A 15,187-nucleotide genomic window follows, 5' to 3' on the forward strand; every position below is an offset into this window, starting at 1 on the left:
CATGATAGGGACTAATATGGACTCTATTCAATCCATGTATGGCGGCGGTATCGCCGCGACAAAAATTGCTGACGAATTAGAAAAATTACTATGAATATCGTCTATATAAACCATTATGCGGGTTCGCCGGACCTGGGTATGGAATTTCGCCCATATCATTTAGGGCAAGAGTGGATTAAATCGGGACATAATATTACCCTACTCACAGCCTCTTATTCTCATGTTCGAACAAAACAACCCAAGCTGATAGATAATAAAAAAACCACCGAAAATATTAACGGATTAGAATATATCTGGTACCCAACCCCGAACTATAGCGGAAATGGATTATCCAGAGTCAAAAATATTTTCTCTTTCTTGCGACAAATTTGGTTTGATAGTCACAATCTAGTTAAAAAATATCGACCTGATGTTGTCATTGCTTCAAGTACATATCCGATGGATATCTGGGTGGCAAAACGTATTGCTCAAAAAGCTAATGCCAAACTGGTCTTTGAACTACATGATTTATGGCCGCTTTCCCCCATAGAATTAGGTGGCATGTCACCGAAACATCCCTTTATTCAATTATGTCAATTCGCTGAAAACGCAGCTTATAAACATGCTGATGTGGTTATTTCCATGCTTCCAAATGTACAAGAACATACGAAAGCACATGGATTAGACCTCAGAAAATTACATATTATCCCTAATGGCGTGGTTGTAGAGGATTGGACAAATCAGCTTACGCCATTAAACAGTTTACTAGAAGAACTTATTATAACCGAAAAAAATAAAGGACATAAAATTGTATGCTATAGCGGAGCTCACGGCCGCCCAAATGCGCTAGAAAAGCTACTAAAAACGGCTTCGCTTCTTCATGACAAACCGATAACTTTCTTATTAGTCGGCACTGGCCTTGAAAAGGATAAATTAATAAAGGAATCTCAATTACTGGGAATAAATAACGTTATATTCTTTGATCCGATCCCAAAAACTCAAATCCCAATACTACTCAATAAAATTGACATTGCCTATATAGGATTACAAAAACAATCATTATTCAGATTTGGCATCAGCCCTAATAAACTTATCGATTATATGATGGCTGGCAAACCCATTTTATGTGCGATTGATGCCGGTAATGACCCTGTTTCCGAAGTGAATTGCGGTATCACCGTTAAATCAAGCAAGCCAGAAGACATTGCTCAAGCCTTATTAAAACTCAGTGAGTTATCAACTGACGAATTAAACCAAATGGGGCAACAAGGTAAAATTTACGCTTTAGAAAATCACGCTTATTCCGTATTAGCAGACAATTTCATAAAGGCTACCATTAATCATGAATAATAAATTCCTTCCTTTTGCATTACCTGAAATTGGACAATCTGAAATTGATGAAGTTATTGACTCACTTAAAACAGGTTGGATAACCACCGGACCTAAAACCAAAAGATTTGAACAAGATTTTGCCCAATATTTAGATTCTGATGTTGAAGCCATTGCAGTAAATTCAGCAACAGCGGGATTGCATTTAGCGTTGGAAGCCATTGGTATTCAGCCGGGTGATGAAGTCATTGTTCCGACCTACACCTTTACGGCAACCGCAGAAGTTGTCCGTTATCTGGGGGCTCACCCTATTTTTGTCGACTCTTTACCTGACAGCCTGAATATTGATCCAACAGCCATAAGAAAAGCCATAACCGCCAAAACTAAAGCGATTATGCCGGTGCACTTTGCGGGTCTGTCCTGCGATATGGATGCCATCATTGCCATAGCAAAAGAATTTAATCTACGAATAGTTGAAGATGCCGCCCACTCATTTCCGACTTTATATAAAGGAAAGAAAATTGGCACGCTAGACACCGATGCCACCGTATTCAGCTTCTACGCGAATAAAACCATGACGACAGCGGAAGGCGGCATGCTAGTCTCCAGAGATCCAGATATCATAAAAAGAGCAAAAATAATGCGTCTCCACGGCATTAGCAAAGACGCCTTTGATAGATATCAATCCAAAATACCTGCCTGGTATTATGAAGTGATTGAGCCAGGCTATAAATATAATATGCCAGACATTTGTGCATCCATCGGCATCCATCAATTACAGAAAATAGACACTTTCCACCAGAAAAGAGAAGAAATGGCCAAATTCTATGATGATGAATTAAAAGATCTACCGATTATATTACCCACTAAACCTAAAGAACCGAATAGCCAACACGCCTGGCATCTATATACCATTAGATTAAATGATGAAGTAAAAATATCCAGAGATGACTTTATCATAAAAATGGCGGAAAAAAATATCGGCTGCTCTGTCCATTTTATACCACTGCATAAACAACCTATCTGGAAAAACACCTATTCTATTAATGAAAACAACTTCCCAATCGCAGAAGAAAATTTTAAAAGAATTGTATCTATTCCTTTATATACAAAAATGACAAAAGAAGACCAAATCTACGTTATCAAAACAATTAAAGAGATCTTGGCATAAATGATGACATATTATTTAGCTATAAAAAGGCTTTTTGATTTTATTGCTTCTCTCATTGGACTCATCATATTACTCCCTATTTTGACAGTTATTGCTATCTGGATAAAAATGGATTCAAAAGGACCCATTTTTTTCCGACAAAAACGAGTGGGCCAATATAACCAAGATTTTTATATTCACAAATTTAGGAGCATGACGACGGGATCAGAGCAAAAAGGACAACTCACTATCGGTCACGATCTGCGTATTACCCACTCAGGAAAATTTATACGCAAATATAAAATTGATGAATTAGCCCAACTGATTGATGTTGTTCGAGGAAAAATGAGCTTAGTCGGGCCAAGACCCGAAGTGCCACAATTTATGGACAAATATACAGATGACGTCAGAAACAAAATATTATCGGTAAAACCCGGCATAACAGATTTAGCTTCCATAGAAATGATCGATGAAAACCAGATACTAAGCCAATATAAAGATCCTCATCAAGCTTATATCGATATTATTATGCCAATAAAAGCCAAGTACTACTTAGAATATATTGATAAAAAGTCATTTTTCTATGACCTAAAGATCATTTTTAAAACAATTTACAAAGTAGTGTTTAGGTAATTAACCATTATGAACAAGAGAATGTTTTTCAATCAAGATAGATTAATCAAGACCCTCGTTCTTCTGATTGTAGATATATTTATTATCACTATTTCATACTGGCTAAGCATGTGGCTACGCCTTGACAGAGAAGTCCCCATCTATAGCTTACAACATTGGTTAACGATTATATTCACCATACCTTTAACGCTATTTATTTTCTTAAGAATTGGCTTCTATAGATCCATATTAAAATATGTCAACATGAGTATATTGAAATGGGCCATTGTTGGTTCATTTCTATCTACTCTATTATTGACCGCAATTTCCTTATATCAACAAGCATTTTTACCCAGAACTGTACCAATTATCTATTTTTCTTTTCTGGTTATTTCACTCTGCGGCACAAGATTTGTCTATCGAACGCTACGTAATTTAATAAAATATAAAGGCGCGCCTGTTATCATATACGGAGCAGGAGAATCTGGCCGGCAACTCTTACCCATATTAAGAGAACATAGAGAATTCAACCCGATTGCCTTTGTTGACGATAATATTAAATTACACAATTTATCTATTCATGGGATTTGTGTCTTTTCTCCAGAGAAGATAACGCTCTTAGTAGAAAAATATCATATAAAGAAAATATTATTAGCCATACCCAGTGCATCAATATCTAATAGAAAAAAAAATACTTGAAAGACTCCAAAAAGAGCATTGTGAAATCCTCACCATACCAAGCTTCAATGATCTGGTTGAAGGAAAAGCGCAAATAAACTCACTGAAACGTGTTTCCATTAACGATCTGCTAGGAAGAGAACAAGTTAACCCACTACAAAGTTTACTCAGTAAAAACATTAAAAACAAAAATGTGCTTATTACTGGCGCCGGAGGTTCAATCGGATCAGAGTTATGCCGGCAAATCATCACTCAATCTCCTTCACAACTGGTCTTATTTGAATTAACCGAATACTGCCTTTACTCAATAGAAAAAGAATTACAAAAGATAAACTCAGATAGAGATCTGAATATAACGATTACTGCAATTTTAGGTGATATAAAAGATTCAGATAAAATGACCAGAATAATCAATAAATTTAACATTAACACCATATACCACGCTGCGGCATATAAACACGTTCCACTGGTAGAAATGAATACCATAGAGGGCATTAATAACAATATTTTTGGCACACTTTCACTGGCTAAAGCCGCAGTTAACCAAAAAGTTGACAAATTCGTATTAATCTCTACTGACAAAGCCGTCCGCCCGACAAATACAATGGGCGCAACAAAAAGATTTGCCGAACTTATACTACAAGCTTTTGCCAAAGAGCACAGCCATACAAAATTCTCAATGGTTCGCTTTGGCAACGTCCTTGGTTCATCCGGTTCCGTTGTCCCCCTGTTCGAAAAACAGATAAAAAGTGGTGGACCGATAACCCTCACCCACAAAGACATTACCCGTTACTTCATGACAATCCCGGAAGCCGCCCAATTAGTCATCCAGGCAGGAGCACTGGGCAATAATGGCGATGTTTTTGTTCTGGATATGGGAGAGTCAGTAAAAATTTATGATCTCGCCCGAAAAATGATCCACCTTTCTGGATTAACAGTGAAAGATGAAACCAACCCTCATGGCGATATCGAAATCAAAATTACCGGATTAAGGCCCGGAGAAAAACTTTATGAAGAGCTATTAATTGGAGATAACGTTTCTGGCACCAATCACCCAAGAATAATGACAGCCAATGAAATTTTTCTGACTTGGGATAAATTAAATCCGTTATTAAATAACTTAAAAACATCTTGTGAAAATTACGATTTTAAAAATATTAGGAAGATCCTCATCAATGCGCCTATTGATTTTCATCCTAAAGATTACATTTACGATCTTCTAAAATAAAATCCATAAATACACTCATGCCATGAAGCTGGCTAAAAGCCACATTACCGACATTAACCTTCTGGATAAACAATAATCCTACGAAACCTTTAACACACGAGCAATTAAAAATCACATAATTCAGAAAACAAAAATAACAAGCCAACAAAAAACTCATTATTAGATATATCATATGCATTATACTTCCTTCAAATCCTCCCTCAATAAAGGAAAATGGTTAAACATCTGGTAATTATGGTGCTAGCCTCTTAGCATGAGTCTATAAATTTATGAAAAAAATACCCAAATGGCCATATTCACTAATAGTAAAATAACAGCCAATGCTTATGGACTCTCCTCGGGTGTTTTTTGGGGGCTAAGTGGCGTACTTTTCGCATTATTACTAAAAAACACCGCACTTTCCTATTGTTTCTTCATTCCTATCGTACTCGCTTTCCTAAATGATCTAATCTCATGCGTATATATGTTTATATATCTTATAGCTAAAGGAAAATACCGAGAGATACGCCTTATCCCCAAGAACAAGAAAAATGGAATAATTATACTGGCGGCTATATTTGGCGGTCCAATTGGTATGTCTTGTTATATTTTAGCGATTCAATACATTGGTATTAGCTACACAGCAACTATCTCGGCAACTTACCCTGCTATTGGCGCACTAACTTCTTTCTTCCTACTTAAAGATCGCATTCACCTTATCGGTATATTGGGATTAATACTAGCTGTTATATGTACCATGATATTAGGTTACTCAGCATCAACTCAAACAATATCTGGCTGGATCGGCTTCCTTTTCGCTTTTATATGTGCACTAGGCTGGAGTTCCGAAGTTGTTATCAGCTCTTATGGCATGAACAAAGATATACCTGCTGATATTGCTTATTTCATCAGGCAATTATCATCCTCAGTGGGCTATTTAGTTATTATCATATTATTCATTCACTCTTTTCCTGGTATTGTAAATATATTCTCAAATACAGGATTATACTCCTTATTATTTTTCACTTCTTTGGTAGCCACACTATCGTACCTCTTCTACTACAAAGCAATCTGCATGCTGCAACCCATCCGTGCGATGAGTTTAAACATCACTTACGCCATCTGGGCAGTCATCTTTGCTTGTTTGCTGGTAGATGAGCCTATCTCTATAAAACTAGTGCTCCTATGTGTAGGAGTCTCTGCCGGATCATTCCTGACTGCTGTAAATCCACTTAACATCAAAAAATTGATTTTGACTCTTAAATGAATGCGATTCTATTCGTATCAAGTTTAGGCTCGCTTTAATGTTATAGTTAAAGAAAACCACTAAAATTCTAATTACCTATAAAAAAATTACCTATCAATATCAAGCATTCCCTAATCTACACCAACCACTCCCCTCTCTTCTCTAGCCTTTTAGATAACAATCACTATTGAGTTTCTACACCTTCAAAGATTACGGATTTCAGAATCAGGAACATCGTTATCCCACCAATCACAATGCTAAATAAACATAATGTCACAATTAAGCTTTACTACCGAATGGATATCACGGAAATATGGCCACATCCCGAGACGAATGGAATAGCAACAAACATGTTGAAAAATAAGGCATCATAGTACGTTGTTGGTAAGGTCTACCTGCCACTCCATGAGCAGTAATACAAATTTCAGCTAACTGTATTCTACCAATTAGTTAAACAAGTGGTTTGTTAAACTTGACCCAGATAAGTTTACAGTCTAATCTCGTCCCAACTAGTTAAAAAATCTTATCCCCCATTACTTTTTGTTAAGACAGACAAAAGTATTGAGAAATCAGTGCAATAGATAAGATTTCCGAATATCACAGGCACTCTGGGAGCCAAAAACCTAGTGCGGTAGCTTTATCGTTATACTACCTATTACTTCTACCTTTAGTAACCCATGCTAACAAAACTTTCTTAAGCACGTTATTAAAGTTCCTGCTATCAAGTAAATTCATGAAAATAAACGACATTCCATTAGATACTGAATGTTATTTATTTTTATAAATTTTTTATTTAATCAAATCGGAACCTTATAAAGGCAAAATATGTCCTCACTCAACATTCTCACCGAGAAATTTGATAATAAAACCGCCACCATTGCCATTGTTGGCCTGGGTTATGTTGGCTTACCGTTAATGCTCAGATATAACGATATCGGTTTTAACGTCATTGGTTTCGATATTGATAAAGAAAAAACAGATAAATTAAATCACGGCCAAAGTTACATTGAACATATTCCCGCGGCCAAAATCAGTCACGCGATAAAGACCGGTTTTGAAGCCACCACGGATTTCACCAAAATCGCTCAATGCGATGCCATTATCCTTTGCGTCCCAACGCCGTTAAATAAATACCGTGAACCCGATATCAGTTTCGTCATTAACACCACCGACAGGGTAAAACCGTATTTAAGAGCCGGGCAAGTCCTCTCCTTAGAAAGCACCACCTATCCGGGCACCACGGAAGAAGAGTTACTCCCCCGGGTTGAAGAGAGCGGATTAACCGTCGGTGAGGATATCTTTCTGGTCTATTCACCCGAACGGGAAGATCCCGGTAATCCCGATTTCGAAACCCGTACCATCCCTAAAGTCATAGGCGGTCATACTGAAAACTGCTTAAAAGCCGGTATTGCCGTTTATCAACCCGCCATTGACCAGGTTGTTCCCGTCAGCTCAACCAAAGCCGCGGAGATGACAAAACTGCTGGAGAATATCCACCGGGCGGTTAATATCGGCTTAGTCAACGAAATGAAACTGGTTGCCGATAAAATGGGCATTGATATCCACGAAGTGATTAAAGCCGCGGCGACCAAACCCTTCGGCTTCGTTCCCTATTATCCCGGCCCCGGATTAGGCGGCCACTGTATTCCGATTGATCCTTTCTATTTAACCTGGAAAGCCCGAGAATATGGTATCAATACCCGTTTTATTGAACTCTCCGGTGAAGTGAATTCCTCCATGCCGGATTATGTGGTCAATAAAACCGTATTAGCCCTTAACAAGGCTAATAAATCCATTAATGGCAGCCGCATATTAATTCTCGGCATCGCCTATAAAAAGAATGTGGATGATATGCGAGAAAGTCCCTCCGTGCATATTATGGAAAAATTAAGAGGATTAGGAGCCAATATTGAATATGCGGATCCGCATGTCCCGGTCTTCCCGAAAATGCGGGAGCATCATTTTAATTTAATCAGCCACCCTCTCACTGAAAATAGTCTCAAAGATTTCGACTGCGTTATTTTAGCCACCGATCACGATAAATTTGATTATGAGTTAATTATCAATAACGCCAAATTAGTCGTCGATACCCGTGGCAAATATGCCCCCCACCACATAAACATTATCAAAGCTTAACTTAGGACAAGACATGCTGAGTATTATCAACGACAGAAAGATAAGATTTGCTTTAGTCGGCTGTGGGCGGATCGCTAAAAATCATTTCAATTCTCTGGAAATACATCAAGAAACGGCCGAATTAGTGGCCGTCTGTGATAACGATCAAAATGCATTAAACACGGCGGTAGAAAAAACCGGCGTACCGGGTTTTAGCGACTTAAAGACGATGCTGGATAACATCACCGCCGATATCATTATCCTGACCACCCCCTCCGGCCTGCATCCAGAACAGGCGATGGCCTGCTTTGATAAAGGTTTTCATGTCGTCACCGAAAAGCCGATGGCCACCCGGCTGGCTGAGGGAGAAAACATGGTTAAAGCGGCGGATAAAGCCGGAAAACACCTCTTCGTCGTCAAACAAAACCGCTTAAACGCCACCCTGCAATTACTGAAACGGGCGGTCAGTGAAAAACGGTTTGGCAAAATCCACCTGGTCCACCTCAACGTTTTCTGGACCCGTCCTCAGGCCTATTATGATCAGGCCGCCTGGCGCGGCACCTGGGAATTTGATGGCGGCGCCTTTATGAATCAGGCAAGCCACTATGTGGATTTAATTGAATGGCTAATCGGCCCGGTCAAAGATGTTCAGGCCATGACCTCGACCCACTTAGATATCGAAACGGAAGATACCGGGGTACTCAATATCCGCTGGCGGGATGGCACACTAGGATCGATGGCCGTCACCATGTGCACGTATCCTCAAAATCTTGAAGGCTCCATCACCATTTTAGGCGAAAAAGGCACGGTCAGAGTGGGGGGTTTAGCTGTCAATGAAATTCAGGAATGGCATTTCGCTGACGAAAAAGAGTATGACCAGCAAGTCAAAGCCGCCAATTACGAAACCACTTCGGTGTACGGATTTGGTCATCCGCTTTATTATAAAAATGTCATTGATGTGATGAAAGGCGAAGCCAAACCGATAACCGATGGCCGGGAAGGACTAAAATCATTAGAACTGCTTATCGCCGCCTATTTATCCGCCAGAGATAATAAAACCATTTCTTTGCCTTTAACCTATTAACCTGTGGAACCGGTCTCATGTCAGCGGAACACGTAATGATACATCCCAGCGCTATTGTGGATGCAGGGGCACAAATCGGAAAAAACAGCCGTATCTGGCATTTCACCCATGTTTGTTCTGGCGCCCAAATTGGCGAGGGTTGCTCCTTAGGACAAAATGTCTTTATTGGCAATCAAGTCACTATCGGCAATCACTGCAAAATACAAAATAATGTCTCGGTTTATGACAATGTTCATCTGGAAGACGGGGTATTTTGTGGTCCCAGCATGGTGTTCACCAATGTCTATAATCCCCGCTCATTCATTGAAAGAAAAAGTGAATATAAAAATACGCGAGTAAAAAAAGGCGCCACCTTAGGCGCCAACTGTACCATTGTTTGTGGCGCCACCATTGGCGCCTATGCTTTTATTGGCGCCGGCGCGGTAGTGAATAAAGATGTTCCTGATTATGCCCTGATGGTGGGGGTGCCGGCCAAACAAATTGGCTGGATGAGTGAATTTGGCGAACAGTTAGATTTACCTCTACACGGCCAAGCGACAGCTACCTGCCCGCACACCCATCATATTTATCAGCTCAATAACAACATTGTCGTGCGCATTAAATAATCAAGGACCAAGGCATGCAATTTACCGATCTGGCAGCACAGCAGCTTAAAATTAAAGATAAAATTGACGCGAATATCCAGAAAGTATTAGCGCATGGAAAATATATTTTAGGGCCTGAAGTCGCCGAATTAGAAGACAGGCTCATTGAATATACCGGGGCGCCATATTGCATTACCTGCGCCAATGGCACCGATGCCCTGCAAATTGCTTTAATGGCGATTGGCATCAAACCGGGCGATGAAGTAATTACCCCGGGCTTTACCTACATTGCCACCGCTGAAACCGTTGCGCTACTGGGCGGAGTTCCGGTTTATGTTGACGTCAAGCCCACGACGTATAATTTAGATCCAGCCCAACTCGAAGCCGCAATTACCCCAAAAACCAAAGCCATCATTCCGGTTTCCTTATTTGGTCAATGTGCCGATTTTGACGAAATCAATGCCATCGCCGAAAAATATAATCTTACCGTGATAGAAGACGCGGCCCAAAGTTTTGGCGCCACCTATAAAGGCAAGCGTTCCTGTAACCTCACTACAATTTCCTGCACCAGTTTCTTCCCCAGTAAACCGTTAGGGTGTTACGGTGACGGTGGAGCTATTTTCACCCACGATGAAGAACTGGCGAAAATTATTCGCCAAATTGCCCGACACGGACAAGACCGACGATACCACCATATCCGAATCGGGGTGAACAGCCGTTTAGATACCCTGCAAGCGGCTATTCTGTTGCCCAAACTGGAGATATTCGATGAAGAAATGACATTACGTCAGCGGGTGGCAGAAAACTACAATAACGCATTAAACAACATCGGTATCATGACCACGCCGTATATTGAGCCTCACAATCTTTCAGCCTATGCGCAATATACTCTCCGGGTTAAAAACCGCGATGAATTGCAACGCAGATTAAAAGAACAAGGTATTCCCACCGCCGTTCATTACCCCATTCCCCTGAATAAACAACCCGCAGTAGCCAGCCATATTGCTCTGCCTGTCGGTGATGAAATAGCCCAGGAAGTGATTAGTTTGCCTATGCATCCTTATTTGAAAATAGAAGAACAAAGATCAATCACTAAATTATTTGAGATCAAGTAACAAACATGAAAATAATATCTGTTTTTGGTACAAGACCTGAAGCTATAAAAATGGCTCCGTTAATAAAAGAACTAGAAAAAGACCCTAATATACATTCCATAATATGTGTAACAGGCCAACACAGAAAAATGCTAGATCAAGTCATTGAACTGTTTGGAATAAAGCCCGATTTTGATCTAAATATAATGAAAGAAAATCAAAATCTAACATCAATAACAAGTGAGATTTTAGTCAACTTAGAATATATTTTTGATAAAACAAAGCCTGATTTAGTATTGGTCCACGGAGATACAACAACATCTTTTGTAGCAAGTATGGCTGCATATTATAAAAAAATCAAGGTAGCACATATTGAAGCTGGCCTTAGAACAAATGATATTTACTCCCCTTGGCCAGAAGAAGGAAATAGAAAACTTATTAGTATTCTTAGCCATCTACACTTTACACCAACTAATGAAGCAAAAAATAATCTAATTCATGAAGGTATACCAGAAGATTGTATTTATATTACAGGTAATACAGTAATAGATGCTTTATTAGAAACAATTAAAAAAATAAATAGTAATGATTTTATAAAAAATAAACTTAAGAACGAGTTTCAATTTATAGACTTTTCTAAAAAAATAATCTTAATAACAGGTCATAGACGAGAAAATTTTGGAAAAGGAATTAATGATATATGTCATGCGATTAAACACTTGGCAAATGAATTCAAAGATATTATATTTGTTTATCCAGTACATTTAAATCCCAATATAAAAAAGCCCGCAGAAGACATACTATCCAATGTTATTAATGTTTTTTTGATTTCTCCACTAGATTATTTATCTTTTATTTATTTAATGAGCAAATCTTATCTAATATTAACAGATTCAGGAGGTATTCAAGAAGAAGCCCCATCATTAAATATACCTGTATTAGTAATGAGAAACAATTCAGAACGTCCAGAAGCTATAAAATCAGGTAGTGTCAAACTAATAGGTTCTTCTACCAATAAAATAATAATGGGCGTTACATTATTACTTAAAGATAAAAAAATATATAATAATATGAAAAATAGCACGAATCCTTATGGAGATGGGCAAGCAGCAAAGAAAATAGTCCACATATTAAAGAACTTATGAATATGACGCTATTAATTTATATTTTCGTTGCTATTAATATAATGACTCTCATTATACCTCTAGTAAAGGATAAACATAACGTAATTTTGAGTATATTCTGGATAGTGTTATTATCAATCAATATCATAATTAGCTTAAATTTGATATTGGACATTCAATTCAAAGAGGTTTATAGAAATATAATTTGTTATATCTATATTATAATAAGTAATATTCTTCTTTTTATTACATATAGTTTTTTGAAAAAAAAAATATGTAAATTTCCCTAATAAAATAACATATAATCAATATGCAACTTTATCTCATAGAAAAGCTCTCCTTTGGTCATTAATTGCGCTTATATCTTTAATAGTTTCAGTTAATAATATTTCGGATATTTTCCTTAGATGGGATTACTTAAGTGTTGAACTGGAGAACAGTAACGTATCAAGAAACATAATGTACATATCTATAGGTTTTAGTCTTGCTTATCTTGTTATATCCATTTCTAACAAAGATCATATAAAAAAGATATTACCTACCATTATTACGTTGTTATTTATAATAATAATATTAAGAATAAAATTATTTTTTATTCTATTAATGCTATGTATATTTGTCGGGAAATCCAAAAAACCACTTAAACCTAAGCAAATACTTTCCTTATTTATTTTAGGAACATTATTATATCTTTCATCTATGACTATCCGTTGGTTAGGAAGTCTAAACACATTAAACTCAGAACATATTATAGAAATAATAAGAACCGTTTGGAATGCAGGAATAGAAAGAGAATTATATTCACAATATACAAAAACCTTCCATTACTTTATTAATAATGACTATTTATTAGGACAAACATATATTATTCTAATAAACAAATTTTTATATTATTTTGGTTTAACCAATAACATAGAAAATCCAATTTATTTATATTATAAAGTTACATATAGCGCAGTGGACTCTCAAAACGCAATTATGAAAGGAAGTGCTCATCCTACAATTTATGGAGACTCTTTTGCTAATTTTGGTTGGTTTGGAACTGTTATTTTACCTATAATATATACTATTATCATTTATCTATCCAATAAATCACTAAAAAAAATAAATATAAACAATTCTTTACTAATAATAGGAGTGTTGATTTTTGTTATATTAAGCATTAGAGGTTCTGTATATTACGGATACTTGTATTTAATACTCCTAAGCTCTTTTTCTTTATCTATATATTTTACTAAAAGTTTATTGAGGAAATTATGACTGCATTTATAACCAGAAATAACCCACAAAAACATCCTGTATTAATATCTCTGATATCAGCAATAGAAAAACTATCAAATTCAAAATTAAACATTATAGAAAAAAAACTATTTTCAATAATATTTTTTCATTCCCACTCTAATCTGAAAGATAAAAAATATATTTTCGTAGATGATCCAATTACTTTTATTTACTGCAATATTTATCTAAAAGTACCAGCAGCAAAGATCATTCTTTATTCACTGGAAATGTATGAATATCAAGTGGATAACAATAAAATAAAGAATAAAATAAGAAACCTTATTTTTTACGTAACACATATTTATGCTCAAAAAAAAGCAAATAAAATTATATTTCCATCAGAAAGCAGATTTAGGTTCTATTTAAATAACAAAAATAGACTATTCTTAAAAGAAAAATCAAAGATCATCTATAATTATCCAGACTCGAATACATTGACAATATCTAATGTATGCAAGAATAAATCAAAAACAATTAAGGACTTAAAAGACAAAGGTAAAAAAATTGTCATATATGCAGGCTCAATACAAAAAGGTAGGGACATTGATATAATTGCAAAAAGCTTCGCCAAGTTATCAAACTTCCATTTAATTTTAATTGGCCCTATAAAAGAAAATAAAAATAATCACTTTGATAACCTAAAAAATGTTTCATATTTTGGGGTTATATCAAGAAATGAAGTTAACTATTTTTACTCCGTAGCTGATATTGGTTTATTAAATTACTCTAATACTCCCATAAATACAAAATTTTGTGCACCTGTAAAATTATGGGAATATCTATATTTTAAACTAAAAATCATATCGAATTCTAACTATGCAATGCAAACAGAGTGGAAAATATATGTTAATGATTTCTATAAAACAGGTGAAGACTTCATAAAAATCTTACATGCATCTGAAAAATATGAAAGCAAGCATCTGTCAAATATACCCTTTTTAGAAGAAGAAATAGCGTCTTTCATTCGAAAAGACTTACTATCGTGAAAAAAATCTTACATACCTATGGAAGTTTTTTTATTGCAAAAGCAATAAGTATATCTGTATATAGCTCTGCACTTGCTCTTTGGATGCCTGAAAAATCAATTAATTTACAATTCCAATATTTAGTATTAACTGAACTTTTTTATGGAATGCTTCTTTTCCCTTTAAAAATTTCCATAATGAAAAATAGAAAAGATACATACTCATATTTATCATGGTCTTTTATTTTTGTCATATTAGGATTCATTTATGCTTTCATCACTTTGGACGTAAATATAAACTTACTTATTCTATCAATAAGTCTTTTGTTATTTCCCATTCGCCTTTTATTAACTACTTACGGTGAAATAACGGATATAGATAATTTTATCTTAAAAGAAAATTTATCTTCAATGAGTAGTTCAATTATATGTGCAATTTTATTTTTTATTGGTTACATGACCAATACGCAATTTTTCCTAAATATCATATATAGAGAATTATTAACTACTATACTAATTATTATATTTAATTTAAATCTTATCACATTAGTATTTAAGATAAAAAAAAACCAAGATTAAATGGGACTTTCCTGAAGTCTTATCTGGAGTCGATTATTTATTAACATTATTTTTATTTAAAAATATGGTTTTTAAAATATTATCAAACGGTTCTTACATGTCTAATGAATTCTCAGAAAAGACTATCAAATATTTTTCTATACTATATGATCCAATGGCTG

General features: G+C 36.0%; 12 protein-coding genes and 1 pseudogene. All 13 read left to right on the forward strand.

Annotated features, from left to right (window positions below):
- The first annotated feature begins 90 nt into the window (after positions 1 to 90).
- Entirely contained in the window at positions 91 to 1,329 is a 1,239-nt protein-coding gene (locus C6H66_RS02380; protein WP_105394701.1) for a glycosyltransferase family 4 protein, read from the forward strand.
- Positions 1,322 to 2,479: a DegT/DnrJ/EryC1/StrS family aminotransferase gene (locus C6H66_RS02385; protein ID WP_105394702.1), complete on the forward strand. Its 1,158-nt coding sequence runs from the start codon at positions 1,322 to 1,324 to the stop codon at positions 2,477 to 2,479. Before C6H66_RS02380 ends, C6H66_RS02385 begins: the two co-directional genes overlap by 8 nt.
- Positions 2,480 to 3,091, forward strand: coding sequence for a sugar transferase (locus C6H66_RS02390; RefSeq protein ID WP_046395453.1), 612 nt, complete (start codon positions 2,480 to 2,482; stop codon positions 3,089 to 3,091). It abuts the gene before it with no gap.
- Between the two features lie 9 nt (positions 3,092 to 3,100).
- Positions 3,101 to 4,976: pseudogene (locus C6H66_RS02395) on the forward strand (polysaccharide biosynthesis protein).
- Positions 4,977 to 5,262: 286 nt separating this feature from the next.
- A complete protein-coding gene (locus C6H66_RS02400; protein ID WP_105394703.1) occupies positions 5,263 to 6,222 on the forward strand; it encodes a DMT family transporter in 960 nt (319 codons plus the stop codon).
- 804 nt (positions 6,223 to 7,026) lie between these two features.
- Positions 7,027 to 8,337, forward strand: a complete 1,311-nt coding sequence (locus C6H66_RS02405) for a nucleotide sugar dehydrogenase (protein ID WP_105394704.1) — start codon at positions 7,027 to 7,029, stop codon at positions 8,335 to 8,337.
- 13 nt (positions 8,338 to 8,350) lie between these two features.
- The gene (locus C6H66_RS02410; protein ID WP_105394705.1) at positions 8,351 to 9,400 is read left to right on the forward strand and encodes a Gfo/Idh/MocA family protein; all 1,050 of its coding nucleotides are present in this window, start codon (positions 8,351 to 8,353) and stop codon (positions 9,398 to 9,400) included.
- A gap of 17 nt (positions 9,401 to 9,417) precedes the next feature.
- Positions 9,418 to 10,005, forward strand: a complete 588-nt coding sequence (locus C6H66_RS02415) for an acyltransferase (RefSeq protein ID WP_105394706.1) — start codon at positions 9,418 to 9,420, stop codon at positions 10,003 to 10,005.
- Between the two features lie 14 nt (positions 10,006 to 10,019).
- A complete protein-coding gene (locus tag C6H66_RS02420; protein ID WP_105394707.1) occupies positions 10,020 to 11,099 on the forward strand; it encodes a DegT/DnrJ/EryC1/StrS family aminotransferase in 1,080 nt (359 codons plus the stop codon).
- Positions 11,100 to 11,104: 5 nt separating this feature from the next.
- Positions 11,105 to 12,223 carry a non-hydrolyzing UDP-N-acetylglucosamine 2-epimerase gene (gene wecB / locus C6H66_RS02425; protein ID WP_105394708.1) on the forward strand — a complete coding sequence of 373 codons (1,119 nt, stop codon included), beginning with the start codon at positions 11,105 to 11,107 and terminating at the stop codon, positions 12,221 to 12,223.
- Positions 12,224 to 12,661: 438 nt separating this feature from the next.
- Positions 12,662 to 13,462, forward strand: coding sequence for a hypothetical protein (locus C6H66_RS02435; RefSeq protein ID WP_105394710.1), 801 nt, complete (start codon positions 12,662 to 12,664; stop codon positions 13,460 to 13,462).
- Positions 13,459 to 14,469 carry a glycosyltransferase family protein gene (locus C6H66_RS02440; RefSeq protein ID WP_105394711.1) on the forward strand — a complete coding sequence of 337 codons (1,011 nt, stop codon included), beginning with the start codon at positions 13,459 to 13,461 and terminating at the stop codon, positions 14,467 to 14,469. The genes C6H66_RS02435 and C6H66_RS02440 overlap by 4 nt, the downstream gene beginning before the upstream one ends.
- A complete protein-coding gene (locus C6H66_RS02445) occupies positions 14,466 to 15,026 on the forward strand; it encodes a hypothetical protein (RefSeq protein ID WP_105394712.1) in 561 nt (186 codons plus the stop codon). The genes C6H66_RS02440 and C6H66_RS02445 overlap by 4 nt, the downstream gene beginning before the upstream one ends.
- Positions 15,027 to 15,187 lie beyond the last annotated feature (161 nt).

The sequence above is a fragment of the Photorhabdus hindustanensis genome (assembly GCF_002968995.1).
GTDB lineage: Bacteria > Pseudomonadota > Gammaproteobacteria > Enterobacterales > Enterobacteriaceae > Photorhabdus > Photorhabdus akhurstii.